21 protein-coding genes and 1 pseudogene are annotated in these 24436 nt (G+C 69.8%); 13 read left to right on the top strand and 9 right to left on the bottom strand.

Features of this window, described 5'->3' with window-relative positions:
- Window positions 1-299: 299 nt before the first annotated feature.
- The 4 genes from ACFVFQ_RS01720 (at window position 300) to ACFVFQ_RS01705 (ending at window position 4194) form a co-directional block, all read left to right on the top strand.
- On the top strand, window positions 300-776 hold the full coding sequence (locus ACFVFQ_RS01720) for an RDD family protein (RefSeq protein WP_383406782.1): 477 nt from the start codon (window positions 300-302) through the stop codon (window positions 774-776).
- A gap of 146 nt (window positions 777-922) precedes the next feature.
- Window positions 923-1720: a class I SAM-dependent methyltransferase gene (locus ACFVFQ_RS01715; RefSeq protein ID WP_383406777.1), complete on the top strand. Its 798-nt coding sequence runs from the start codon at window positions 923-925 to the stop codon at window positions 1718-1720.
- Window positions 1721-1996: 276 nt separating this feature from the next.
- Window positions 1997-3394, top strand: a complete 1398-nt coding sequence (locus ACFVFQ_RS01710; RefSeq protein WP_383406772.1) for a GntP family permease — start codon at window positions 1997-1999, stop codon at window positions 3392-3394.
- A 224-nt stretch (window positions 3395-3618) separates the two neighbouring features.
- Window positions 3619-4194: a DinB family protein gene (locus ACFVFQ_RS01705; RefSeq protein WP_383406769.1), complete on the top strand. Its 576-nt coding sequence runs from the start codon at window positions 3619-3621 to the stop codon at window positions 4192-4194.
- Window positions 4195-4278: 84 nt separating this feature from the next.
- On the opposite strand, the gene ACFVFQ_RS01700 is transcribed toward ACFVFQ_RS01705, so the two are convergent.
- The 4 genes from ACFVFQ_RS01700 to ACFVFQ_RS01685 form a co-directional block, all read right to left on the bottom strand.
- Complete coding sequence (locus ACFVFQ_RS01700; RefSeq protein WP_383406766.1) at window positions 4279-5151, bottom strand: alpha/beta fold hydrolase; 873 nt, start codon at window positions 5149-5151, stop codon at window positions 4279-4281.
- Between the two features lie 37 nt (window positions 5152-5188).
- Window positions 5189-6451, bottom strand: a complete 1263-nt coding sequence (locus ACFVFQ_RS01695) for a beta-ketoacyl-[acyl-carrier-protein] synthase family protein (RefSeq protein ID WP_383407019.1) — start codon at window positions 6449-6451, stop codon at window positions 5189-5191.
- Window positions 6452-6869: 418 nt separating this feature from the next.
- Window positions 6870-7526 (bottom strand): hypothetical protein, encoded by a 657-nt coding sequence (locus tag ACFVFQ_RS01690; RefSeq protein ID WP_383406763.1) that lies wholly within the window; start codon window positions 7524-7526, stop codon window positions 6870-6872.
- A gap of 261 nt (window positions 7527-7787) precedes the next feature.
- Window positions 7788-9407: a CocE/NonD family hydrolase gene (locus ACFVFQ_RS01685; protein WP_383406760.1), complete on the bottom strand. Its 1620-nt coding sequence runs from the start codon at window positions 9405-9407 to the stop codon at window positions 7788-7790.
- A gap of 152 nt (window positions 9408-9559) precedes the next feature.
- On the opposite strand from ACFVFQ_RS01685, the gene ACFVFQ_RS01680 reads away from it, so the two are divergent.
- A complete protein-coding gene (locus ACFVFQ_RS01680) occupies window positions 9560-10276 on the top strand; it encodes a TetR/AcrR family transcriptional regulator (protein WP_383406757.1) in 717 nt (238 codons plus the stop codon).
- 155 nt (window positions 10277-10431) lie between these two features.
- Here ACFVFQ_RS01680 and ACFVFQ_RS01675 read toward each other — a convergent pair whose 3' ends face one another.
- Entirely contained in the window at window positions 10432-11283 is an 852-nt protein-coding gene (locus ACFVFQ_RS01675; RefSeq protein WP_383406754.1) for a helix-turn-helix domain-containing protein, read from the bottom strand.
- Window positions 11284-11385: 102 nt separating this feature from the next.
- Between ACFVFQ_RS01675 and ACFVFQ_RS01670 the strand changes: the two genes are divergently transcribed.
- Window positions 11386-12099: an SDR family oxidoreductase gene (locus ACFVFQ_RS01670; RefSeq protein WP_383406751.1), complete on the top strand. Its 714-nt coding sequence runs from the start codon at window positions 11386-11388 to the stop codon at window positions 12097-12099.
- A 180-nt stretch (window positions 12100-12279) separates the two neighbouring features.
- Here the strand turns inward: ACFVFQ_RS01670 and ACFVFQ_RS01665 are convergent, their stop codons facing one another.
- Window positions 12280-13449: an FAD-dependent oxidoreductase gene (locus ACFVFQ_RS01665; protein WP_383406748.1), complete on the bottom strand. Its 1170-nt coding sequence runs from the start codon at window positions 13447-13449 to the stop codon at window positions 12280-12282.
- Window positions 13450-13558: 109 nt separating this feature from the next.
- On the opposite strand from ACFVFQ_RS01665, the gene ACFVFQ_RS01660 reads away from it, so the two are divergent.
- The gene (locus tag ACFVFQ_RS01660) at window positions 13559-14095 is read left to right on the top strand and encodes a TetR/AcrR family transcriptional regulator C-terminal domain-containing protein (RefSeq protein WP_383406745.1); all 537 of its coding nucleotides are present in this window, start codon (window positions 13559-13561) and stop codon (window positions 14093-14095) included.
- A 259-nt stretch (window positions 14096-14354) separates the two neighbouring features.
- Entirely contained in the window at window positions 14355-15329 is a 975-nt protein-coding gene (locus tag ACFVFQ_RS01655; protein WP_383406742.1) for a hypothetical protein, read from the top strand.
- 293 nt (window positions 15330-15622) lie between these two features.
- Here the strand turns inward: ACFVFQ_RS01655 and ACFVFQ_RS01650 are convergent, their stop codons facing one another.
- From ACFVFQ_RS01650 to ACFVFQ_RS01640, 3 genes are all read right to left on the bottom strand, one after another.
- Entirely contained in the window at window positions 15623-16540 is a 918-nt protein-coding gene (locus ACFVFQ_RS01650) for an NADP-dependent oxidoreductase (RefSeq protein WP_383406739.1), read from the bottom strand.
- Window positions 16541-16726: 186 nt separating this feature from the next.
- Window positions 16727-17884 carry a GDSL-type esterase/lipase family protein gene (locus ACFVFQ_RS01645; protein WP_383406733.1) on the bottom strand — a complete coding sequence of 386 codons (1158 nt, stop codon included), beginning with the start codon at window positions 17882-17884 and terminating at the stop codon, window positions 16727-16729.
- Window positions 17885-18118: 234 nt separating this feature from the next.
- Complete coding sequence (locus ACFVFQ_RS01640; protein ID WP_383407016.1) at window positions 18119-19972, bottom strand: FG-GAP-like repeat-containing protein; 1854 nt, start codon at window positions 19970-19972, stop codon at window positions 18119-18121.
- Between the two features lie 145 nt (window positions 19973-20117).
- Between ACFVFQ_RS01640 and ACFVFQ_RS01635 the strand changes: the two are divergent.
- The 5 genes and pseudogenes from ACFVFQ_RS01635 to arsB all read left to right on the top strand — a co-directional run.
- Window positions 20118-20834: pseudogene (locus ACFVFQ_RS01635) on the top strand (RICIN domain-containing protein); the annotation flags it as partial.
- A 78-nt stretch (window positions 20835-20912) separates the two neighbouring features.
- Complete coding sequence (locus ACFVFQ_RS01630) at window positions 20913-21452, top strand: GNAT family N-acetyltransferase (protein WP_383406730.1); 540 nt, start codon at window positions 20913-20915, stop codon at window positions 21450-21452.
- A gap of 115 nt (window positions 21453-21567) precedes the next feature.
- Complete coding sequence (locus ACFVFQ_RS01625; protein WP_383406727.1) at window positions 21568-22323, top strand: alpha/beta fold hydrolase; 756 nt, start codon at window positions 21568-21570, stop codon at window positions 22321-22323.
- Window positions 22324-22659: 336 nt separating this feature from the next.
- A complete protein-coding gene (locus ACFVFQ_RS01620; protein WP_383406724.1) occupies window positions 22660-23067 on the top strand; it encodes an ArsR/SmtB family transcription factor in 408 nt (135 codons plus the stop codon).
- On the top strand, window positions 23064-24176 hold the full coding sequence (gene arsB, locus ACFVFQ_RS01615) for an ACR3 family arsenite efflux transporter (protein WP_383406721.1): 1113 nt from the start codon (window positions 23064-23066) through the stop codon (window positions 24174-24176). The genes ACFVFQ_RS01620 and arsB overlap by 4 nt, the downstream gene beginning before the upstream one ends.
- The last annotated feature ends 260 nt before the right edge of the window (window positions 24177-24436 follow it).

The following is a 24436-nucleotide window of genomic DNA, read 5'->3' as shown; positions in this document are numbered from 1 at the left end:
GCGGCGCAGCTCACCGCTCCGGCCAACTCCCCAGTCGGTCAGGGGGACTTCGGACGATCGGTGCCGACGTGTCCCGGTTCGCGCATCCCCGGGTTGTCGCGATGCCGGGGTATCCGCTTGGATCGCCTTCTGTGAGTAACTTCCAGCCGCCACCGCCTCCCCACCAGCCCCAGCCCGGCCCCGGCTTCGGCCCCCCGCAACCGCACTACGGTCAACCGCAGGGCGTACCGCCTCAGCCGTATCCCCCGCAGGCCCCAGCACCGCAGGGACCAGTACCGCCTCACGGGGCGCCGCAGCCGTTGCAGCCGCAGATGGGCATGCGGCAGGGCCCGCCCCCGCACCTGCTCGCGACCCCCGGCATGCGCCTGCTCGCCCGCTTCATCGACTACCTGATCGCCGCCGTGTTGATCGGGGGTGCCTGGGTGCCGACGAGTATCTGGATGACGAGCACGTTCAAGGCCGGAGACGACCGCGGGGCGCCCATCGTTCTCGGCCTCTTTGCCTGGACGCTGCTCATCGGCCTCTTCTTCGAACCGCTGACGATGGCGATGGGCGGCACCATCGGCAAGGCCATCTGCGGCCTGCGCGTCGTCAAGCTCGAAACCGGTGAGAAGCTGGGCTTCGGTCACGCCCTGGGACGCTGGCTGGCCTATCTCGGCATCGGCATGGTGCCGGTCCTGGGCCTCATCAACGTGCTGTCGTGCATTTGGAACGAGCCGTTCCGGCAGTGCATGCACGACAAGGCCGCCAACACCGCGGTCGTCAAGCGCCGCTGAGCGGGGCGTCTGAACCGCCCCGCCTTCCTGACTCCGCATCAACACGCCGTGGTATCAGGTGAGTTCGAGCGAGAACCCCCGGCCGCGTAGGCTCCTCGGGAGTACGGGGCACGGGAGAGGATACTGGGCGCGGGTGAGGAGCAGCCGTGGGCACGGGGTTCGCATCGGGTGCGGAGCAGTGGCGGGCTCGCCTGGGGACGCTTCGCCAGGTCGTCCGTCAACAGATGGTGGCCAGGCAACTCGCGGTTCACCTTCCGGACGTGCCGGCCCGGCGGGTTCTGGACGTGGGCTGCGGGCAGGGCACGCAGGCCCTGCTCCTCGCCCGCCGCGGCCACCACGTGGTGGGGCTGGACTCCTCCGCCCAGCTCCTTGATGACCTGCGTACGGCCCTGGAAGCGGAGGGGCCCGAGGTCCGGGAGCGCGTGAGCCTGCTCCAGGCAGATGCCGAGCGGCTCACGGAGCTGTTCGCGCCGGCCAGCTTCGATGCCGTGCTGTGCCACGGCGTTCTGATGTATGTCGACGACCCGCGCCCGCTCCTGACGTCCATCGCGCAGGTGACGGCTCCCGGCGGGATCGTCTCGCTCCTGGTGCGTAACGGCGATGCCCTGGCGATGCGGCCGGGTCTCCTCGGTGACTGGGACGGCGTTGAGCAGGCTTTCGAGGGCACCTCCTACCTCAACCGCATCGGGGTCAGGGCCCGCGCCGACCGCCTGGACGACTTGACGGCTGCGCTCGCCGAGCGGGGCATGCCGCTGCGCGAGTGGTACGGCGTTCGCGTCTTCACCGACGCCGCCGCTTCTGATGCCGCGTTGCCCGAACCTGGGGAGCTCGACCGGCTGTTGGCGTGCGAGGAACGGGCCGGACGCACCGATCCGTATCGCCACGTGGGCGCTCTGCTGCATCTGCTCGCCACGCGTCGGGCGGACCAGGCGCCGACCTCCTGAGGTCGGCCCTCTTCACCTTGGCGACGATCGGCCGCAGGCGCTGGTCGACGCTTCGCCTGCGGGCCGGTAACCGCACTCTGGCCCGTGCGCACAACGCGCAGAACGCCGATAACGGGATGCGCGCGCACAACCTGGAGCGGCGCGACCAACGTCGGATAGCTTGCCCGGCTGGGACGGAGGGCCGACCGCCCCAACAAGCCGAACCGACCGGGGAGTTCACATGGCGCCATTCATCGAGCCGGTGGGCGGAACGCACCGCACGAGCGGAGGCCGGCGGTGACGCCGCACACCTGGACGCTGCTGATCACCCTGGCGGCCGCCATCGGGGCGCTGATCGTGTTGATCAACTCGCGGTTGCGGTTCCATCCGTTCGCGGCGTTGGTGCTCGTCTCGATCGGCGTCGGCCTGGCCGCCGGTGAATCCCCCGGCACCATCTCCACGTCCCTGGAGCAGGGTGCCGGCAAGATTCTCGGCAACGTGGGTGTCACCTTGGCCTTCGGCGCCATGTTGGGCCGGGTGCTGTCGGACTCGGGAGCCACCGACAAGATCGCACGGCTGGTCGTCGACCGCGCCGAGGGCCGACGGCTTCCGTGGTACATGGCGGCCGCCGCGTTCGTCATCGGGATCCCGATGTTCTTCGAGATCGGGCTGATCGTGCTCCTCCCGCTGATCTTCAGCGTGGCCCAACGCCTGCGCCACACCGACAAAGTCAAGGGTTCGCCCTACCTCTACCTGGCCGCTCCCGCGATCGCGGCGCTGTCGACGCTGCACGGCATGGTGCCCCCACACCCCGGGCCGCTGATCGCGGTGCAGGGCCTGCACGCAAACCTGGGCCTCACCACGCTGGTCGGCCTCGTCTGTGCCATCCCGACCGTCATCCTCGCCGGGCCGGTCTACGGCCGATGGATCGCGCCGCGACTCGCGGTGTACCCCGACAGCGAACTGGTGGCCCAGTTCACCGGCGGCCGCACGACATCCGGCGACGATGTGGTGGCGCCGGCCAGAAAGCCCGTCCCCACCGGGTTCGCGGTCACCGCGGTCCTCGTTCCCGTGGCCCTGATGCTGCTCAACACCCTGGCCGAGCTCGCCCTCGCGAAGACCAGCCCCCTACGGCCGGCGCTTGCCTTCATCGGTGAGCCGGTGATCGCCATGTTCGCCGGCTTCCTGGTCGCGCTCTTCGTCCTCGGATACCGCAGCGGCATGCCCTCCGAGGCGATCCGTACGTCCTTGGCCGACAGCCTCAAGTCCGTCGCCGGAATCCTGTTGATCATCGCGGGCGGCGGGGCGTTCAACCAGGTACTCGTGGACTCCGGCATCGGCAAGGCCGTTCAATCCGCAGCAACCGGCGCGCACCTCAACGTACTTGTCCTCGGCTGGCTCGTGGCGCTGCTGCTCTCGTTCTCGACCGGATCGGCGACGGTGGGCATCGTGGCCGCGACCGGCATCCTCGCGCCCCTCACCGCAACGGGAGGGAGCCTGCACACCGCACTGCTCGTCATCGCCATCGGCGCCGGCTCCATCGGCCTCAACTACGTCAATCACGCGGGATTCTGGCTGGTCAAGGAATCCTTCGGCATGACGCTGGGGCAGGCCACGAAGTCCCACACCGCCATCCAGACCCTCGTCAGTGTCTGCGGGCTCGCCATGACCCTGCTGCTGTCGAGCCTCACCTGATCGCGCTGCCCGAACCGCACTGCCAGGGCCAGGTGTTGAGTACCGGGCCTGGCTCACCCGAGCACTCCGCGGTCATGCTTTCCCCTCAAAGGGACTACGGCATTCCTCCCTTACCGCCCACTTTGATCACGAAGACTGGTGCGGAGTCGTGTGCCACCCGAAAAGGGAGGACCCTATGCGCAACGACCCCAACCGGCCCCACGACCCGCCGCCCGTCGACTGATATGGACGGACTCGCCCCACACCCGAGGACTGACTGGGCCCACGAACTCAGCGACCATCTCGACTGGCACTGGCGGAATCGGCTCCGCCCCCGGCTGGTGGGGCTGACCGACGAGGAGTACTTCTGGGAGCCGGTTTCCGACTGCTGGACAGTGCGCCCGCGCCGCAGCGAAAGCGAGAGGGGCGGCGGACAGTTCACCGTCGACTACGCCTTTCCCACCCCTGCCACCGCACCCTTCACCACCGTCGCCTGGCGGCTGGCGCACCTCACCGTCCATGTCCTGGCCAAGCGCGCCGAAATGTATTTCGGCGGGCCACCGATCGACTACGACGGCTACGTCTACGCCGGCACTGCCGCCGCCGCACTGGCTCAGCTCGACCGGTCTTACGACGACTGGTCGTCCGGTATCCGCCAGGCAACGACGGCAGAGCTCGGCCGCCTACTCGGGCCGAGCGCTGGCCCGTTCGCCGACCGCCCGCTGGCGGCAGTCGTGCTCCACATCAATCGCGAGGTGATTCATCACGGAGCCGAGATCGCGTTGCTGCGCGACCTGCATCTCCACCTGCCTCAAGCCTGATGCTTGCATGCTTGCGCAGCCCGCCCGTGGCAAGTACCCGCGTAGCGTTGGGCTTTGACTCGTCTGCCGCGGGGCGGGTACGGCTCACTGATTGCTTACCTGGGCAGGGAGACTCGCCCTGACCGGTCGGTCGGTGAAGTAGTCGACGATGATATTGATCACCTCTTGGGGGCGCTCAAAGCACACCCAGTGGTCCGACTCGGGGATGGTGAAAAACTTCCCCTCCGAAATGGTTTCCGCGAAGGCCCGTTGGTACTTTGGGGCGGATACGGTGTCGTGTTCTCCACAGAAAACCAGGGTAGGTACGCCTTGGAGGCCACCGGTGGGGTTGAGTTCCTCGGTGGCCGAGCGGTTGAGGTGAGTGAAGTTCTGCGGGCTTGAGGAAATCGCATGGGTAACCAGTCGCTTCACGTAGCGATGGGCCAGTTTTCGGTTTTGGACCACGCGACTCTCATCCTGGCAAAGCCACAACTGCAGCACCCGGCGAATGAACTCCTCGGGCTCACCGCAACTCATGTAGCGCGCGGCTGCGCGCCATTGGGAGAGCTGCCGTTCGGTGACGTATGCGGGCACGCCGCCGAGAAGAAGACGGGAGATTCTTTGGGGATGGCGTCGAGCGAAGGAGAACGCGACGGCAGATCCAAAGGAGTATCCGAACAGATTGACTCGATCGTAGCCGAGGTCGTCGAGGACGTTCTCCAGCGCACGGCACATGGTGTCCATGCCTTGGTCCATCCGTAGCGGGTCAGCTTCACCTGCGCCGGGCAAATCGAGCGTCAATAGGTTGGCCAACGGGCCTACCGGGCCATCGAGATGGCCCCATCCGTGTTTGTCCTGTAGGGCGCCGCCTAGCACGAGAATCGGTTCGGTTTGCGGATTCGGTTGCCGCAGGAGCCGGTAGTAATACGTTAGCCCCTCCACAGTGAGGGCCTTGACGGTCTCCGCACTCGATTCCATTTTGAAGGTATATCCTCAACTTCGTGGCAGCATGAGCTCAATGACGGCTGATCACCAGGGCGGAGTTGTGTCCGCCGAACCCGAGAGAGGATTTCACGGCGAACTCGAAGCGTGCAGGCCTGGCGTCTTTAGCCACTACCTCAACGGGGATTTCAGGGTCCGGGGTTTCGAAGTTCGCAGTCGGCGGCACCAGTTGATGCTGGAGTGCCAACACAGCAAACGCCGTCTCGATGGCACCGGCCGCGCCAAGGGTGTGCCCGGTCATCCCTTTCGTTGATGTCACCAGAGGGTGTTGCCCCAGGACGCGATGCAGCATTGCCCCTTCGATCAGGTCGTTCAGCACGGTGGACGTGCCGTGCGCGTTGACGTGGCCGATGTCCGCGGGACTCACGTCCGCATTGGCCAAGGCGGCGCGCAGGGCGCGTTCGGCGCCCGCCCCTTCGGGGTGCGGAGCGACCGGAGAGTAGGCGTCATTGGACGAGCCGTATCCGACGACGTGGGCCCTGATGCGTGCGCCCCGAGACCGGGCGTGCTCAGGGCGCTCCAAGACAAGAATTCCGGAGCCTTCCCCCAAGACGAACCCGTGCCGACCGGCGTCGAAAGGGCGGCAGGCGCCTGCCGGGTCGTCCCGTTGCGTAGAGAGACCTCGCGTCTTGCACAGACTCGCCACAGTCAGTCGCGAACACACTGACTCGGTTCCACCTGCGATGGCGATGTCGCACATTCCCGCCTGCAAGAGTTGGCGCGCGTAGCCGACGCTGTCCGTTCCCGACGCGCAGGTTGAGTTGACGGCCATGCTCGGTCCGCAGGCCCCCAGGTCTCGGCAGACACTTGATGCGGCGCTGTTGCTCGTGAAGAGAGCGGCCAGCATGGGGGACACGCGGCGATGGCCGCGTTGCAGCAAAGTCGCGTGCTGCGCCTCGTAGTTGGGGAGTCCGCCGTTGGCATTGCCGATGATCACCGCTACCCGCGCCGGCTCCCACTGGGAAGGGGTAAGAGCGGCGTCAGCCACGGCTTCTCGGGCCGCCAACACGGCCAACTGCGAAAAGCGATCCATCAGTCGTCGGCTGTGCACGTCCAGCTCGGCGGCGATGTCGGCTCCGTCGACCAGATACATGAAGTCGTTCTGGAGGCCCTGCAGTTCCTCGGGCTGACGAACACCCGAAGGCTTGTTCTTGTGGGTCACCTCCTCCCAGTTCGCTGCGGCTCCGATGCCTGCCGCAGTCAGCATGCCGATGCCGGTTACGGCCGCGGCATAGGAGGCGTTCGACTTCCGACGGTTTCCGGTTGCGGCCGTCACGGGACGAACCCCGTCCGCATTCATGACAAGCTCGTCAGCTTCGGCTCCCGCAATGACCACCATCTTACTACAGGAGTCTTCTTCGTGAGATCAAGCGTCGCGAGCAGGCTCTTCATCCGGTCCCTCCCTTTGCCGCCGTTTGTTCAAACGAGCCCGAGGGGCCCAGCACGTCCGGACCAACGACGGCACTGACAGGGGCGTCACTCTCTCGCCGGTAGCGATTTCTTTCGATTCACATCCTTGAGAGTGAGTGCCGGGCCCGTTTCAACCAGGTGTGTTGGGTGGCCAGTTGGGCCGGCAGGCAGGGGAAGGCACGTTGGGGGCGTGGTGCACACGTTTGTGGCGTGCCGTCATCCGCACGGCGCCGCAGCCGTCAGGAAACGCCAGCACCCTCACCGCGGCCACAAGTTCGGTGGCACTACCCGCTGTTCACCGTGTGGGTATACGACGCGTCGGCGTCATCGCCTTGCGGGCCTTGCCAGACCAGTACCCGCAGCGGGCGGCCGTTGGCCTTGACGGCACCGAAGCGCGCCGCTCGATGAGCCACGTCCGACTCCTTCACGAAGCGGCGCTCGGCGACCTGCTCACCCTCGTCGACGGGCCACCACTGGTCGGGAGCGTCCTTCACGTCGAGGCGCCAGGTGTACCGGACATAGCGGCTGAGGACGTCGTACACGCGCGCGGGCGCAAGGCCGATCGCCTCGGCGATGGCCGGTGCCCGCATGCCGCGCTGCGCCGCGTGCAGGATCACGGCGGGGGTGGCGGCGACGACGGCCTCGCCGGCAATGCGCAGCGCACACACGTCGCGGAGGTCGAGTTCGTTGGCGAGCTGCTCCAGGTGCGCCTGTAGGTGCTCGGGATCGCCACACCGGCTTTCGTAGTTGTCGGCGATCCACCGCACGTGATGCAGTGGGTCGTCGCTCTCGTCGGCGCCGTCACCGGCTCCGGGGGTCGCGGCCCGGCGTTCGCGCGCGTACTGGTCGAACGCGTCTATGACCTGGAGCATCAGCCGTGCAGAAGGCTCGGCGGATGACTTTCTTGTGGCCCCTAGCCGGTCGGGGATGTGGTCGGCCATGCGCGCGATGCTAGCGGCCTGCTCTGCAGGCATATGTGGGGACACGTCGGTTTCGCGCCACCGCACCGCGCGGCGACCTCGCCGCGGTGGCGCACCGATGCTCTGTTTATCCAACTCCACTGCACTGCCGTGTAGTTGTGCATCACGGGCGTTCAGGTGCGTGCCCCATGCATCAAGGTCGGCGCGGTGCGCTTCCCACTCGTGTTGTTGACTCCGGCGGAGCGGTGGTCCGCTCCGCGCCGTGCGGCCGAGGGCTCGCGCTTACGACAGCGTCAGCACGGACGCCGGGTAGAGGGCGACGCGCAGCGCGCCACCCTCGCCCGCGCCGCCCGGTGGGGCGAACCGCGGGTACGCGCCGCCGCTGACCTGCAGCCGCACCCGATGCCCGGCCGCGAAGCGGTACGCCGTGGCGCTCATCGGTACCACGACCTCCAGCGGCTCCGCCCCGTCCCGGGCCCGCACGCGCACCAACCCGTCGCAGACGTTGACCGACCGCCCCCGCTCGTCCACATCACACAGTCGCGCGAAGATATCGAAGGCACGGCCGATGGCGATGCCGTCGGAGGCGCCGTCACCGGTACGCCGCGCCCACTCCCCCGTCACCCGCAACCGCGCCGCGACCGACCCCAGCACCTCCAGCGGCTCGTCCAGCACCGGGCCGGTGAACGTCAGCACGTCCGCCCGGGCCTCCAGCGCCCGGTTGTTCCGGCGCCCCGCACCCTGCGAGAGCACCGGACCGCCGACGGCCGGCGTTGGATCCGCAGGGTCGTAGTGGAACTCCGCCACCGGGCCCGCCCCGCCCTCCGGCGCCTGGCGCCCGAGGCGGCCGCCCGCGGCCAGGTACCAGGGCCCGTCCGGGGACGGTGCCACCGGCGGCCAGTCAGCGAGATCCCGCCACTGTCCCCCTCCGTCCCCGCCTACGTGCACCCGCACGCCCGTGGAGCGCAAGCCCTCCCGCTCGCCCCGGAGCTGCGCCCGCAGCCAGGCCAGGCTTCCCGCGAACACCTCCGGCCAGCCCTGCTGGAACGCCGAGGTGTGTGTCCAGGGCCCGATCAGCAGCGCGGTCTCGCCTCCTGCCTGTCGCAGCCGCCGGTACTGCTCGATGTTCTGGTCGAGGAACACGTCCTGCCACCCACCGATCACGCACGTGGGGACCGTCGGCTTCTCCGCGGCCGCCCCTGTCAACGCCCCGCGCCAGTACGGATCGTCACCGTCAGTCCGCATCAACGCCTCGGTCAGCCAGGTGAGTTCACGCAAAGGGCCGGACGCGTCCGGTATCCGCAGCCGGTGCGCGCCGCGCAGCCATCGTCGGGCCCCCAGCGCCGCCCGCAGGAACGGCACCGCTCCCCGGTGCAGGTACTCGATACCGACGCCCGACACCAGCGCGTTCTCCAGATGAAGCGCGCCGCCACCGTGGATGAACGCATACGGGTCGTGCATGCCGACCTGCACCACCATCGCCCGCAGCTCCGGCGGCGGCTCCAGGGCCAGCGCCCACTGCACATACCCCAGGTAGCTGGGGCCGATCGTCCCCAACACCCCGTTGAACCAGGGCTGTTGGCGCAGCCACGCCACCGCGGCCCGCCCGTCCGCCGCCTCGTTGCGCCACGGTTGGAACACGCCGCCCGACCCACCCGTGCCGCGACAGCTCTGCACCACCACATGGAAACCCTGCTCGGCGAAGAGGATTCCGTAGAGCGCAGCCCACGGGTTTCCCCGCCCATAGGGCGAACGCACCAGCAGTGTCGGGAACTCCGTCCCTCCGCACGGAAAGTAATGGTCGGTCAGCAGTGGACTGCCGTCGGCCGCGGGGGCCACGAGCGCCGGTTCCCACCCCACCTCGTACGGGCCGACCGGCAGTTTCCGCCAGGTCGCCCGCATCCAACGCGCCGACAGCGGTGGCCTCCGATGCGGAGCGCCCCCACCCGTCACGCTCCCTCCGACGCCAGGCATGCTCGATGCCGTCATCGCTCTCCCCCTCCATCACGTATTCTCGTACACAGCACGAGAATAGCGAATGCTTGGATGACCCCATGGACCCCCAACAGCTCTGGCTGACCCCCGACCGCCCCCGGCGTGGACGCCGTCCGGCCTTCAGCCGCGAGGCGATTACCGAGGCTGCGGTCGAACTCGCCGACGCCGAGGGGTTGGAGGCCGTCACCATGCGGCGGGTGGCCGCGCAGGTCGGTGCCGGCGCGATGTCGCTCTACAGCTACGCTCCCGACAAGGAGACGTTGGTGGACCTGATGGTCGACCATGTCAATGGCGAACTCCCCGTGACCGGCCCCCTGTCGGGCGACTGGCGGGCTGACCTCAAGGCCATCGGACATCTTCAGCGTTCCCTGATGTTGCGTCATCCCTGGTTGCCCGCGGTCCTGTTCGCTCGCCAGACGCTTGGCCCGCACGCGTTGGCGTTCCTGGAGCACGCCCTCGCGGCGCTGCGCCCCACCCGGCTGGACGGCGCCTCCAAGCTGGAGGTCTTCAGCCTCCTGACCGGCTTCGTCGCCTCCCATGTCACCCACGAACTCACCCGCTCCGCCGCCGCGGACGCCCCGGACCGCGCCGCGGCCGAGGCCCGCTATCTCGCCACTGTCGCCGCCGACGGCCGCCATCCGGAACTCGCCGCGGCGTTGGCGACACCCGGCCGTCCGCTCACGCCCGACGCGACGTTCGCACGGCTCTTGGACCGGTTGGTCGACGGGCTCGACGCGGACCCGGGGGCGGGGACGGGCGCGAGGCCGGGCGCGTAGGGAACCACGGCTCGCCGCTGCCACCACGGTCTCGCCTCGGCAACGGCTTGCCCCGCCGTGGTCACCGCACCGCCAAGTCCCGCGTCCGAACCGGCCGAACCGCCCGATGGGTGAGGCGCGGGCGACAGGCCGTACGCATGGCAAGGGGCGCGCCCTCAGGCGCCCGGCGTGACCAGGTCCTGGGAGCCGATGACGGTCAGGAGGGCGAGGCGTTGGGCGTCCCCGGTGCCGGGTTCTGCGGTGTAGACCATGATCCGTAGGTCGCTGCCCGCCACGGTGAGGAGGTCGCAGTCCAGCGTCACGGGTCCGACCTGCGGGTGGTCGATCGTCTTGCGCGGGGCTCTGCGGTGGCCGGGGGTGCCGGCCTCCCAGAGCTCGGCGAACCGTTCGCTGCCCGTGCGCAGTTCCGTGATCAGCCGTTGCAGCCCGCGGTCGGCGGGGTAGCGCTCGGCGACGGCGCGCAGGTCGGCCACGAGCGTGGCCTCGTGTTCGCGTTGCGCCTGCGGCGTGCGGCGGGCCCTGCTGGCGCCGGCACCGAGGAAGTGGCGCCACACGCCGTTGCGTTCGTTGCTGCCCTGGGCGGGCAGCTCGCCCATCAGGGCCTCGTACGGGGCGTTGGCCACGAGCAGGGTCCAGGCGGCGTTGAAGACCGCCACGGGCGTCCCGGTCAGTCGGTCCAGCAGCCGTTGAATGCTCGGGGTGAGGTACGCAGGCACCGTCTCCGGTCCCGGCGGTGCGAGCCCGGCCAGCTGGAAGAGGTGCGCGCGCTCCTCCATCGACAACCGCAACGCCCGGGCCAGGGCCTCGACGATCTGGGACGAGGGGTTGGTGGCCCGCCCCTGTTCGAGCCGGGTGACGTAGTCGACGGAGATCCCGGCGAGCATGGCCAGCTCCTCCCGGCGCAGACCGGCCGCGCGCCGCCGTCCGCCGGTCGGCAGCCCGGCCGCCTCGGGTGGGACGCGGTCGCGCCAGCGGCGCACCGCCTTGCCGAACTCCGTCGTCGCCATGCGACCAGTGTGCCTCGCGGACCGTCCGGTCTTCCTGGTACTGCCAGTCCCAGGAAGACGGGTCTCCTGGCTGTCGGAGCGGGCCGGCCGGACGATGGGGTCATGACGACAACACTGATCACCGGAGCGAACAAGGGCCTCGGCTTCGAGACCGCACGCCGCCTCGTCGCCGCAGGTCACACCGTCTACATCGGCAGCCGGGACGCCGCCCGAGGCCGCCAGGCAGCCGAGAAACTGGGTTCCCAGGCACGGTTCGTGCAGCTCGACGTCACCGACGACGCGTCCGTCGCGGCCGCGATCCAGACGATCGAGGCCGACGGCGGCCTGGACGTGTTGGTCAACAATGCCGGCATCGAGTTGCGGGGCGAGAACAACGAGGTGGCCGGGGCCGCGGAGGTCACGGCCGACGCGATGCGGGAGGTCTTCGAGACCAACGTCTTCGGTACGGTACGCGTCACACACGCGGTCCTTCCGTTGTTGCAGCGCTCCGCCGCCCCAGTGGTGGTCAACGTCAGCAGCGGCCTGGCCTCGATCACGCACGTGACCACCCCGGGCCACCCGGCCGCGGCCTACCCCGGCGTCGCGTATCCGGCGTCGAAGACCGCGGTCAACATGGTCACCGTGCAGTACGCGAAGGCGTTTCCGCGGATGCGGATCAACGCGGTGGAGCCCGGCTTCACCAAGACCGACCTGAACGGGAACACCGGCGTGCAGACGGTCGAGAAGGGCGCCGAAATCATCGTCCGCATGGCGCAGTTGGGCCCGGACGGTCCCACCGGTGGCTACTTCGATGCGGCGGGGCGGCTGCCCTGGTAGGCGTCTGGGGCCCCGGTTGCCGGCGCCGGCTGTCGATAGTCGGCGCCGGCCGTGGCCGAGGCCCGAGCAGCAAGGCCGTGCCGCGCCCGGTCGATTGAGCGCCGACAGACATCCTGCGCCACGACCACAGCCAACCCACCGCCGCCTACGGGACCGCCGGGGCCCCGACTCCGACCACGCCTACGAACCCGCGGGCGCACCCACCGAGCCCGCCACCGCCGCGCCGAACTTCGAGAGCGCGGCCAGGCTTTCGGCGACCGCCTCGGCGCCGTAGCCCAGCATCTGCCGTTCGTAGTCGTCCACGGCATCGCGCAGTGAGCGGCGGCCCTGGGCCACGTCGCGCAGCCGGCTGCTGAGCAACTGTGCGTCCCGCAGGGCGGTGTTGGCGCCGTTGCCGCCGCTGGGTGAGGTGGCGTGGGCGGCGTCGCCGAGCAGGGTCACCGGGCCGCTCGGCCAACGGGCCTCGCCGAGTTGGACCACGCGGATCGCCAGCGGCGTGCTGTTCTCCGGATCCGCCGCGTCGACGAGCGCGCGCAGGTCCTCGTGCCAGCCGTCGAGGTACCGACGCACGATGTGGTGCGAAGCGCCCGGCGCAGTGTCCAACGTGGCCCCCGGCGGCGGAAAGAAGACCCAGCGCAGGTAGTCGCCGTCGTCCGGCAGGCTGACCTCGGGCGCCAACTCGGCGGCAGCTTCGTGTGGTTGACGCCGAAACTGCATCAGGCCGAGCATCAGGGAGGCTCCGCCGCCGGACACGATGGTGCCCAGACCCGGGACGAGTCGAGCGAACCGCTCGTCCAGCGCGGTCCGGCCGATGACGCAGCGCACGCCGGTGTCGGTCGGCGCGACGTCTACCAGGCGGGCGCGGACTGCCGAGTTGATGCCATCGGCGCCGACCAACACCTCACCTGTCGTATCGGTGCCGTCCGCGAACTCGGCCCGCACTCCGCCGTCCGCCAGGATCTGAAAGTCCGTCAGTCGCTTTCCGGTGTGGACGTGGCCGTCCAGACCGGCCAGCAGCAGTTGGCGCAGCACGTGCCGGTCGGCCATGGTGACCCGCAGCTCCTCGCCCGTGGGCGACGGGATCTCGCCCATCGGGTTGAGCGACGGGTCGAGGATGAGCCGGGGGCCGGAGGCGTCGCCGAGCACCGCGTCGAGCAGCGGTTGCCAACGCTTCGGCAGGCATCCGTTCAGGGCCGCTTGCCCGACCTCGCTCAGCCCGATCCGATAGCCCTGGAACCGGGCGGTGATGCCTGGGTCCTTCTCATAGACGTCCACATCGACGCCGGCTCGCCGCAACCCTTGGGCCAGACAGAGCCCACCCAACCCGGCGCCGACGATGACTACTCGCATGCCCTACCCCCTTGGACAGTGTTCAATTGGACGGCGCTCAAGTTATGCAGCCGCGGGCCCGGAAGGCAAGGCATGATGGGCACCAGCAGCCTGGCGTGAGGGGTCGGAAATGCCGTTGAACCAGAGCGTGGTACTGGAAGCCGCGCTGCAACACCTGGACGAGGAGGGGCTGGACGGGTTCTCCATCCGCAAACTGGCCACCCGCCTCGGAGTCCGGGTCGGCGCCCTCTACTGGCACTTCGAGTCCAAACAGGCACTGCTGGACGCCATCGCGGAGCGCATCGCCACCGAGGCGGCAGACGCCCTGCCCCTGCCGCCTGGAGACTGGGCCAGGCAACTGCGCGCCATCGGCCGGGCCTTGCGCGGGGCCATGCTGGCGCGCACCGACGGGGCCCGGGTGATCGCCGGCATGAGCCACCCCGGCCCCGCGGCCAGGGCATTCATCGCGCTCCCCATCGCCACCCTCCAACAGGAGGGCCTCACCGCGGATGACGCGGCGGCCGCCACCGACGCGCTCACCAGCTACGTCAACGGCTTCACCGTCGAGGAACAGGCCCGCAAGCAGGACCAGAGCCGGGCGGAACGGGACCGCCTCTTCGAGTTCGGCCTCACGGTAGTGGTCAACGGGGTGGGTTCGCTGCTCTGAGGGTCGGCACGGCGGCATTCTGGCGGGACGGCCAGCCAGTCACCCCAAGTCGCCATGCCCCGTCAACGTCATCACCGACGGGCGCGCCCACACTTGCCGCGCGGACCACACTGCAGCAACCCGGCCAAATCCGCACGACCGAACGATTCATCGGCTGACGGCGAACCGGTCAGCAATCGGCCGGAAAATGCCGCGTCACACGAGGCCCTCATGGGGAGGTACGAACGCGATCAACACCGCAGAGTAATCGGGGAGTTACGTGAAGTGGGCACAGGAATTCGAAGCCGTGAAGGGCAAACTCGACAAAGTGCTCGGGTTGTTGGATCGCCTTGAGGATCCAACGTATGGCCTCTCCTCACTGCACGGGGAACTCACGCAGAGCCGTCCGCAGCTCCAGGAGGCCATTCGGCAGGGCACCACCGAGCTGCGTGACGACAACCGGGAACTGCGTTGCCGCCAGGACCGGTTGACCAGCGAACTGCACGAAACCCGGGGCGAGTTGCGGCAGCTTTTGGAACTCGCCGACGTGCTGCGCGCCGCCGCGGCCCACCCCCCGCCCCAGGACGGCGTGCCGGAAGACTCCCGAGCGGCCCCGCGCGACGAGCCCCCCGTGGAGGCGCCGGAACCGGCCGCCAGCGAGCCTGACCCCGGCCCCACCACCACCGCACCAAGCCCGCACGCCGAGCCCAACACCAACCAGCAGGCGGAGACCATGGACAACATCGAGCCGCAGCCCGAGTCCGGGGACAACAGCCAAGACCGGGAGCAGGACCACGCCCTCAAGAAGGCGATCGAGGACGCCTACCGCGGCGCCCCCACCACCCCCGCGCAAGCCCCCGAAGCCCGCCCCGAGGACCCGAAGGTGGCCCACGGCGTACTGCTGCTCAAGGCCGCCGGTGTTGCCTCCGCGGAGCTCATCGCACACCGGGACACCTGGGAGTGGCTCTCCGTCCAGGTCGTCGACCACTGTCACTTCCGCACCCCGCCCGCCATCCAGGACAGGGACGAAGGCCGCATCGAGACGGTCCTGTCCGGGCGCTCGCTCATCGCGCTTCTCATCGAGCTGTGGAACACCCGCCATCACGCCGCGCCGCTCGACATCGACTGGGCGATGGCGACGACCGCCTACGACCGCATCGCCGCCCAACTCACCAAGGTCGAGGGGCAGGGCCAGGCCATCCGCATCATCTTGGACGACGGTCTTCCGCGCGGCGAGGACCAGGGTTCGCAATGACCGGGGTTCGCAATGACCGGGGTCCGGCTTCGATCGGATCCTGCGGATCCCCCCACCGCGGCAGCGGCCGGCGCTGACAGGGCGTGAGCACGTGCTCCGCCAACTCGCCTGCCTGGAAGGCGAGTTGCGTCAATCTCCAGCCGTGACGCTCGCCGCCGTTCCTCGCTGGTACTGCTCGCGTCGGCAGCGCGCCGGAGTCCCGCCGACCCCGACGCGTCTGCCTACCTCGGCACGCAACGTGCGGAGAACGCGGACTCCTGGCCATGCGCCACCCCATCACGCCCCAGCCGGGGTCAAGGCCGGAGCACGATCTTGCCGTGGGTGTGCTGCTGTTCCAACTCGCGGAAGGCGTCTCGCACCTGTCCCAGCGGGTAGGTGCGGGCGATCGGCACCTCCAACTGCCCGCGCGCGGCAAGCCGAGCCAGCTCGCCGAGCACGACCGCACACGCCGCCGCGCCTTCCCCGTGGGTTCGCGCACCGACCCTGGCCGCGGCCTGCCAGTCGCGGATCGTGTTGATGCGCTCGGGCCGCACGCCCAGCTCCACTGCCAGCGCCACGTAGCCGTCGCCGAAGGTGTCGATGAACGCGTCGACTCTGCCGTCGGACGCCTGCCGGATTCGCTCGGCCACCCCCTCCCCGTACTCGACCGGGAGGACACCGTGCTCCTTCAACCAGGCATGGTTCGGCTCACTCGCCAGTCCGATCACCGTGGCGCCGCGTCGCCGCGCGAGCTGCACGGCAAGCGATCCGACTCCGCCCGCCGCACCGGAGACGACGACCGTGTCGTCCGGCCCGGGGTCCACCGCGAACACGGTGGCGTACGCGGTCGTGCCGGCCACGTACAACGACCCGGCCACGTCCCAAGGCAATCCCGCCGGGCGGGAGACCAGATTCACGTCGTCGACCACGACGAACTGCGCATGGCTGGCCCGCTTGTGGGTGAAGCCCAGGACCTCGTCGCCCACCGCGAAGCCCCGGACGTGCGGGCCGGCCTCCACCACGACGCCAGCCAGATCGCTGCCCTGCCCCGAGGGAAAGGACGCCGGCCAGCGTTCGTGCAGCCCACCCGTGCGGATGTGTGCCTCACCGGGCTGAATCCCGGCCGCGCGGACCTCCACCAGCGCCTGCCCGGGGCCGGGCACCGGCCGCTCCACCTCCTCCACCCGCAGCACATCGATCCCGCCGTACTCGTGAAACCGCACCGCCTGCATTGCGTGACCACCGCACTTCCTCGTTCGGACAAGGCGTGGACAGCCGCGCGCCGGAGGGGGCGACGTCGACCGTGCCACCGTCTTCAAAGGCCAAGCGCTGATCCGTATTCCCACGCCGACGGCGAGGGCGAGGGCGAGGAGCGTGTGGCGCGGCTCGCCACACGCTGTCCAACAAGGCAGGGCGACCTACCGGCCGAACGCCCCACCCGCCCCGAAGCCAACCTCCGCGAACCGCCTGCCGATCCGTCGGTAGCCGGCCGCGTTCGGGTGCACGCCGTCCGGCAGGTCGTCGACGTCGGCAGCGGCGAAGAGCTCGCGCCCGTCCAGATAGTGCAGGTTCCGGTCGCGCTCGCCGCGTTCCGCGACGATCCGGGCGAGTGTGTCGCGCACGACGTTCAGCGTCAGGGCGCCCCGGGCCACGTCGGCGGGGTCGCCGGTGGCCTTCGGGCCCTCGGGGGTCTCGACCCGCGGGCCCGGGGTGTCCTCCAACGACGGGCAGAGAATCGGCGAGATCAGCAGCAACGGGGTGTCGGGGTGCCCCTCGCGGACCGTGTCCAGGAAGCCGTGCACCGCCGGGACGAAGGTGCGCTGCCGGAACGACGCGCTGCCGACGATGTTGATGCCCACCTTGAGGCTGATCAGGTCGGCCGGGGTGTCCCGGATGGTGCGCGCGACGTAGGGGTCGAGCATCGCGTTGCCGGCCTGGCTGAGGTTGAGCAGGTCCACCCCGGCGAGCGTGGCGGCCACCGCGGGCCAGGTGCCGGTGGGGGCGTCCGCCTCAATGCAGTGGCTGATCGAGCTGCCGTGGTGTACCCAACGGCGGCGGTCGCTCGGTGCGGGCGGCACGACCCCGGCGTCGGCGCGCAGGGCGATCAGTTCGGTGCGGGTCTGCTGCGGCAGCCACAGCTCGACCTCCTTCGGCCCGGCCGGCAGGTCCGCGAACCGCGCGGCCCCGGGGGCGCCCGGTTCGAGCCGCTGTTCCGCCTTTGCGACGGCCAGGCGCACCACGTTGCCGACCGGCACCTCGGCCCGGCCTGCCACCTCCCCGTCCACCACCAGCTCCACAGCCCCCGGGCCCATCGGGTCCGGGCTGTCGTCGAAGTGCCATACCGTGGTGAGGACTTGGAGTTCCAGCCGTCTCGCCTCGGTGCGGAACGCCAGGCGGACACCCGTGGGCATCTCGGCCACGCCCCGCGTGAACGCGTCCGGATACTGCGCCCTGGTCCACGCGGGCAACCGCAACGGCAACACCCCCGCCCCCACGGTCTCCCACTCCAACGCCCCACGGAACTCAACCGGGCCACCGGTCAAGGGGATCTCCTGCATCGAACTGGCGGTGGGCATGGGCACCCCTCCACTTCCTGTCGCTCACCGTCGAGTGAACACCACCGTTGAGTGAACACCACCGTTGAGTGAACACCACCGTCCGGCAGCCGTCATCGTCGGGCCCGTGACCACAGGGGCCTCCGCATCGCGGCAAACTCCCGTCGCTCCAGCCGCCGTTCAACCCGTCGTAGGGTTCACCCTCGTGCGGCCTGGCAGGCGAGGACGTGCCAGGCCGCACCTCGGGGCCGGGGCTTATCGGGTCCTGAAGCGGCGGTAGAGGTTTCGGGCCACGTACACCCCAGGCCCTCCGAAGCCGACGATGTCGACGCGCCCTTCGCCGGTGATGTCGGCGAGGAAGCGGGGGTGTCGGTCGACCCGCCAGCCGCCGGCGTCCTCGTCGTACCCGAACCCGCGGCACACCAACTGCGCCTGCTCAAAGGTGCCGTCGCCGCGGCTGTGCGCCACCCAGACCCCTTCGTTGCCGAAGCCCACGACATCCGGGTTGCCGTCGCCGGTGACGTCGGCGAGGAGTCGAAGGTGCTTCCCGCCCGTCCATCCCTGGGCGAGCCCGAAGTCGTTCAGGACGAGCTTCGCGGGCTCGAAGGTGCCGTCGCCGCGCCCGCGCGCCACGACGACGCCCTGCGGGCCGAAACCGACGATGTCCAGCGCTCCGCCACCGGTGGTCTTGAGCAGGAAGCGGGGGTGCTCCTCGACCGAGCTCCACCCCTGTTCGACCCCGAAGTCGTCGAGGACGTAAAGCGGTTCGGCGAACGCCCCGTCCTCGTCCTGGAGTGACACCCAGACGCCGTCGTCATGACAGCCGACGACGTCGAGCCTGCCGTCGCCGGTGGTGTCGACGAGGAAGCGGGGATGCTTCTCGACGAGCCAACCCCCCGCCTCCTCACCGTGGCCGAACGCCTTCAGGGCCGGTGCCTCGGCGAGCGGTGCGAAGTTTCCTTCCTCGTCCTGGAGCGAGATCCAGACACCGTCGTCATGGCACCCAACGACGTCGAGCCTGCCGTCGCCGGTGGTGTCAGCGAGGAAGCGGGGGTGCTTGTCGGCCAGCCATCCGCCGGCCTGCGCACCGTGACCGAACGCCTTCAGGGCCGGCTGGCCGCCCGCGGGCGCGAACGCCCCGTTCTCGCCTTGAGGGGTCACCCGGACACCGTCGGCGGCGAGCACGACGACGTCGGACCTGCCGTCGCCCGTCGTGTCCACAACCGTCCACAGGTCCGCGGGACTTGGCGAGGGCACGGGTGGGTGCAGGACGCGCTCGTCGTCGAACGTCCCGTCGCCCCTGCTGGACGATGTGACGGCCCCCTTCCCGGGTTTAAGACCCACGATGTCCGCCCGCCCGGCTCCCGTGGCGTCGGCGAGGAACCGCGCGCCGACCCCGGCCCACCAACTCGGTTGCCCATCGGGAGTGTTGAGGGCCCTTTCGCTCTTCCACCCCCCGGCGTCCTGGTCGCTCCCGAACTCTTCGAGGACCAGCAGCATGTCGCTGAAGGCGGGCGTCGCGTCGGGTGCCGGCCGCAGCGCGGTCGAGCGGGCCAACCGCCAGGACTGGCGGCCGTTCCAGTGGCTCAACGGTGACCAGCGCAGCACGGGGTCGCTGATGCGCTCGGGCTCGGCCGGGACGAACCGCCACCGCTGGCTCCTGGCGCCGTCGTCGTACGCGCGCAGGACGATCCGGGTGTCGTCCGGGCCGGGGTCGTCGAGGTCGAGGACGGCGCCGTCGGCCGCGCCCTCGATGAAGTAGAGGCCCGCTTCGCCCTCAACGGGGACGACGCGCCACTGCTGGCCCTTCTTGCCGGCGGCGGCGCCCCATTGGAGGACGCCGCGGTCTGCGGCGGCGGGGTTGTCGAGCACCTTCCCACTGGCCGCGTTGCGGATCACATATGCCTGGTCGTCTTGGGCTTGACCGCCTTGACCACCCTTCGCGGCCTGCACGGGGGTGAGTTGCCACTGTTCCGGGCTCGGGCCGTCATCGGGGAAGTCGCGGACGACGAGCGCTCCGTCCGCGCTCGGCGCGGCCTTGGCGCCGAGGGTCTTCCCCGTGGCGGCGTTGACGATCTCCAGTTTCAGTTCTTCCGTGGGCACGGACATCATGGTGCCTCTTCCAGGCGGTAACGGCGTTGGCTCGGGACGGGTTTGGCACTGCGGGGACCACGGATCAGGTGAAGACGTGGTGGTAGGGGACGTTCCACTCGTTGGGCAGCCGCGGGTAGAACGTGTTGATGACCCGCGTGAGGTGGCGGTGGACAGCGCAGGCGCCGTCTACATCGCCGACGACGGCAACAGCCGGGTGCGGAAGATCTCGGCCGACGGGACGATCACTACGGTCGCCGGCAACGGCCAGGCGGGCTTCAGCGGCGACGGCGGCCCCGCCACCTCAGCCCAGCTGAACGTCCCCTTCGGGGTCGCCGTGGACTGCGTCGACACCCTCTACATCTCCGACCACATCAACAACCGGATCCGGAAGATCGCCTCGCCGAGACTGGCCGGGCTGCCCGATTCGGGCGCAGTGGTTTCGTGGGCCAACGTCCGGAGCAGGCTGCGGATGGCGGTGCAGCGTGAGTCCACCAAGGACGGGGCCGAGATTCACCAGGCCCTCGCCGCCGCCAGGGACGGTCAGCGGTGGCGGCTGGTCGCGGCGGGCCAGGACGGCGGCGAGGTCCTGTACACGATCGAGAACGTGCGCAGCGGCAAGGTCCTGGAGGTCGTCGGAGCGGGGTTGGCGGCTGGGGCGATGATCGCGCAACGCCCCTACGAGGGTGGCAACGCACACCACCAGCAGTGGAAGCTGATCCCGGTAGGCTCCGTGACCGACACCCCGCGGGTGTACGAGATCGCGAACCGGAACAGCGGCCTGCTCCTGCGAGTCGACACCAACGCCCGCGCGGCGATCGGGCAGTACCCGGCGGACGGCGACCACCGCTCCCGGCAGTGGCAACTGCTCCCCGTATGACGCGCGGTGGTCAGGGGCGTCCTCGCCCCTGACCACGTCACCAACTTCGCGGCCGTGCGCCGGAGACAGGGAGGACACATGCCCAGCCACCACCCCGTGCTTCGGCCGGCCCGTACCGACGAGGCCGAGGTCATCGCCACGATGTGGCACGAGGCGTCGGCCTGGCTGCGCTCCCGCGGGATCGACCAGTGGCAGTACCCGGCGAACGTCGAGAAGATCGCCCGTGACATCGCGCGCGGCACCGCCCATGTGGTGCTCGACGGCGCCGCCGCCCACCTGGGGACGATCACCCTCGACGGGTTCGCCGACCCCGAGTTCTGGGTACCGACGGATGCCCCGGACGATGCGCTGTACGCGCACCGGGTGATCGCCCGCCCCGCCGCCAGAGGTACCTCCTTGGGGGCCGCGATGCTTGACTGGGCCTCCCGGGAAGCGGAACGGGCCGGAAGGTGCTGGCTCCGGGTCGATGCCTGGAAGAGCAATCCGGGACTCGGCCGCTACTACGAGTCCCAGGGGTTCGAGAAGGTGCGGACCGTTGACCTACCGCACCGCTCCTCCGGCGCCCTCTACCAACGCAGGACCGGAGCAACCGCCGCCGGTGGAACCGTTCTCCGGTGAGTGCCATGTCAGCCCACTGACCGCTCGTGGCCGACTCTCGGGTGAATGGCGGAGTAGCGCGGCGCGGGTTGGGCAAAGTAACCGCCGTCACTCCACTCGTACGGGAGGTCTCGGCATGACGATCAGTCACCGCACCATTGGCACGGGCGCACACAAGGTCATGGTCCTGCACGACTGGTTCGGCACCAGCGCGGGCTGGGGGACGTTCCTTGACCACCTGGACCCGGAGGAGTTCGGCTACGCCTTCCTCGACTACCGCGGCTACGGTGAACGGCGTTATGTGGAGGGCGAGTTCACGCTCGCCGAGATCACCGCGGACGCGTTGACGTTGGCCGACCAGCTGGGTTGGGAGACCTTCTCCGTGGTCGGTCACTCGATGGGCGGCAAGGCGGCGCAGCGGGTCCTGGTCGAGGCCCCGCGTCGGGTGCGCAAGCTGGTCGGGGTGGCGCCGGTCCCGGCGGGTCCGTATCCGTTGGAGGGGGATGCGTACGACCTCTTCCACGGTGCGGCGCAGAATCCGGCCAATCGACGGGTGATCATCGACATGATCACCGGGCACCGGGCCTGTGACCGTTGGTTGGACACCATGACCAACCGCTCGGTCGCCCTCTCCCGGCCGGAGGCCGTCGCCGCCTACCTGACCGACTGGACCACGCAGGACTTCGCGGCCAAGGTGGCCGGCAGCACCCTCCCGGTGAAGGTCTTCGTCGGCGAGCACGACCTGGCCATCAACGCCGAGGTGATGCGCGCCACTTGGCTGACCCACTACCCCCAGGCCGAGTTGGAGGTCCTGGCCAACTCGGGCCACTACCCGATGCACGAACTCCCGGTGGCCTTCGCCACCGCCCTGGAGGCGTTCCTGCGCGCCTGACCGCCCAGGCACCTGCGCGGTTACGGGTCACCCGTAACCCTCAGAACCCCGGCGGCGGGTAGGGACTTCCGCGCTCTGGCCCGCACTCGCCGCCGGCACCACTCCCGCCCGCCTCGCGGACCGTCACACCCCACGCCTGGTCCGCGAGGCGGGACGGGAACGAGACGGACATGGCGCTCGGCCGCGGGCGCCTGGGCCAGGGGGGCGGGACGCCGTGACCGAGGGTGTCGGGATCGGTCTTGACGGCATGGACCTCCCACGGCTGCTTGCCTGGGCCGTGCACCCAGACCCTGCCCTAAAGTTGCACCCTGTATCGAAAAGTATCAATGTAGAGGCATGTCGAAACAAGAGTTCGTGGTGATCGATCAGGCCGGGGAGGGCGACGTCTGTCGCCCCGGCCTCCTGGCGGCGCCCCTCGACGAGGGGCAGGCCGCAGAACTGGCGAAGGTGTTCAAGGCACTGGGCGACCCGGTGCGGCTGCGCCTGCTGTCGATGATCGCCTCGCGCGCCGGCGGCGAGGTCTGCGTCTGCGATCTGACCCCCGCGTTCGACCTGTCGCAGCCGACGATCTCGCATCACCTCAAGCTGCTGCGACAGGCCGGACTCATCGACTGCGAGCGGCGCGGTACTTGGGTCTACTACTGGCTGCTGCCGGAGATGACCGACCGCCTCGCGGGCGTCCTGACGCGTCCGGCCAGCGACTCCCTGCCCACCCCCACCGACCCCACCGGGGCCGCCTCATGAGCGTCGCGCCCGAGGCGGCCGTCGCCGGCCGCCTGTCGTTCGTCGACCGGTACCTCGCGGTCTGGATTCTCGTCGCGATGGCCGTCGGCCTCGGCCTGGGCCGCGCCGTGCCCGGCCTTGGCGGCGCCCTCGCCCAAGTCACCGTGGCCGGCGTATCGTTGCCCATCGCGCTCGGCCTGCTGGTGATGATGTACCCGGTACTCGCCAAGGTGCGTTACGACCGGCTCGACACCGTCACCCGCGACCGCCGTCTCCTGCTGCCTTCTTTGCTGCTGAACTGGATCGTCGGCCCGGCAGTCATGTTCGCGTTGGCCTGGCTCTTCCTGCCCGACCTTCCCGAGTACCGCACGGGCCTGATCATCGTGGGGTTGGCCCGCTGCATCGCGATGGTCGTCATCTGGAACGACCTGGCCTGTGGCGATCGCGAGGCCGCCGCCGTCCTGGTCGCGTTGAACTCGGTGTTCCAGGTGATCGCGTTCTCGGCCCTGGGCTGGTTCTACCTTTCCGCGCTGCCTGGCTGGCTCGGCCTTCAGCAGGCCGGCCTCGATGTGTCCGTGTGGGAGATCGCCCGCAGCGTGCTGATCTTCCTGGGAATCCCGCTCGCCGCGGGATACCTCACGCGCCGGTTCGGCGAGCAGGTCAAGGGGCGCGCGTGGTACGAGGCGCAACTGATTCCGCGGATCGGGCCGTTCGCCCTCTACGGGCTGCTGTTCACCATCGTTGTGCTGTTCGCACTGCAAGGCGACGCGATCACCGCGCGCCCGCTCGACGTCGCACGCATCGCGCTGCCGCTGCTGGTGTACTTCGCCCTCATGTGGGCCGGCTCCATGGCGCTCGGCCGCGCGGTCGGACTCGACTACCCGCGGACGACGACGCTCGCGTTCACGGCCGCGGGCAACAACTTCGAGCTGGCCATCGCCGTGGCCATCGCCACCTTCGGCGCCACCTCGGGACAGGCGCTCGCCGGCGTGGTCGGTCCCCTCATCGAGGTGCCGGTGCTGATCGGCCTCGTCTACGTCGCGCTCCACGCCCGCCGCTTCTTCGTGGCGCCCAGGCCCCCGGCCGAGGAGGGTCGCACCCGTGCCTGCCAGGCGCGCGGTCTTCGTTAGGACCTGGCCGATGGGCCGAGACCGGCAGGGCCACGCGCGATGTCTGGTGCGGGGCGGACGATGAAGTCCACGCCCGCCAAGGGCAGTTCCTCAAAGCGCTCCCCAGGCCCTGTCGTCAAACTCCCGTCGTTCGCCCGAAGGGCGGGCGACGGGAGTTTGACGACAGGGCCTAGGCGCGCCGGATGTCGTGGTCGCCGCACGTGCGGCGGTATCTGCCGGCCCCATCATCCCGGGGAGTCCCAAAGCTGGGCCGCCCCGGG

Origin of the sequence: Streptomyces sp. NPDC057743 (genome assembly GCF_042798755.1) — a bacterium.
GTDB lineage: Bacteria > Actinomycetota > Actinomycetes > Streptomycetales > Streptomycetaceae > Streptomyces.
This window is presented reverse-complemented; position numbering and strand designations above follow the sequence as displayed.

Coding starts and splice junctions, on each gene's coding strand:
- ACFVFQ_RS01625 (WP_383406727.1), top strand. CDS start 21,568: ATGACGATCAGTCACCGCACCATTGGCACGGGCGCACACAAGGTCATG.
- ACFVFQ_RS01670 (WP_383406751.1), top strand. CDS start 11,386: ATGACGACAACACTGATCACCGGAGCGAACAAGGGCCTCGGCTTCGAG.
- ACFVFQ_RS01680 (WP_383406757.1), top strand. CDS start 9,560: ATGGACCCCCAACAGCTCTGGCTGACCCCCGACCGCCCCCGGCGTGGA.
- ACFVFQ_RS01620 (WP_383406724.1), top strand. CDS start 22,660: ATGTCGAAACAAGAGTTCGTGGTGATCGATCAGGCCGGGGAGGGCGAC.
- ACFVFQ_RS01665 (WP_383406748.1), bottom strand. CDS start 13,449: ATGCGAGTAGTCATCGTCGGCGCCGGGTTGGGTGGGCTCTGTCTGGCC.
- ACFVFQ_RS01640 (WP_383407016.1), bottom strand. CDS start 19,972: ATGTCCGTGCCCACGGAAGAACTGAAACTGGAGATCGTCAACGCCGCC.
- ACFVFQ_RS01660 (WP_383406745.1), top strand. CDS start 13,559: ATGCCGTTGAACCAGAGCGTGGTACTGGAAGCCGCGCTGCAACACCTG.
- ACFVFQ_RS01630 (WP_383406730.1), top strand. CDS start 20,913: ATGCCCAGCCACCACCCCGTGCTTCGGCCGGCCCGTACCGACGAGGCC.
- ACFVFQ_RS01705 (WP_383406769.1), top strand. CDS start 3,619: ATGGACGGACTCGCCCCACACCCGAGGACTGACTGGGCCCACGAACTC.
- ACFVFQ_RS01700 (WP_383406766.1), bottom strand. CDS start 5,151: ATGGAATCGAGTGCGGAGACCGTCAAGGCCCTCACTGTGGAGGGGCTA.
- ACFVFQ_RS01650 (WP_383406739.1), bottom strand. CDS start 16,540: ATGCAGGCGGTGCGGTTTCACGAGTACGGCGGGATCGATGTGCTGCGG.
- arsB (WP_383406721.1), top strand. CDS start 23,064: ATGAGCGTCGCGCCCGAGGCGGCCGTCGCCGGCCGCCTGTCGTTCGTC.
- ACFVFQ_RS01685 (WP_383406760.1), bottom strand. CDS start 9,407: ATGCGGGCGACCTGGCGGAAACTGCCGGTCGGCCCGTACGAGGTGGGG.
- ACFVFQ_RS01645 (WP_383406733.1), bottom strand. CDS start 17,884: ATGCCCACCGCCAGTTCGATGCAGGAGATCCCCTTGACCGGTGGCCCG.
- ACFVFQ_RS01675 (WP_383406754.1), bottom strand. CDS start 11,283: ATGGCGACGACGGAGTTCGGCAAGGCGGTGCGCCGCTGGCGCGACCGC.
- ACFVFQ_RS01690 (WP_383406763.1), bottom strand. CDS start 7,526: ATGGCCGACCACATCCCCGACCGGCTAGGGGCCACAAGAAAGTCATCC.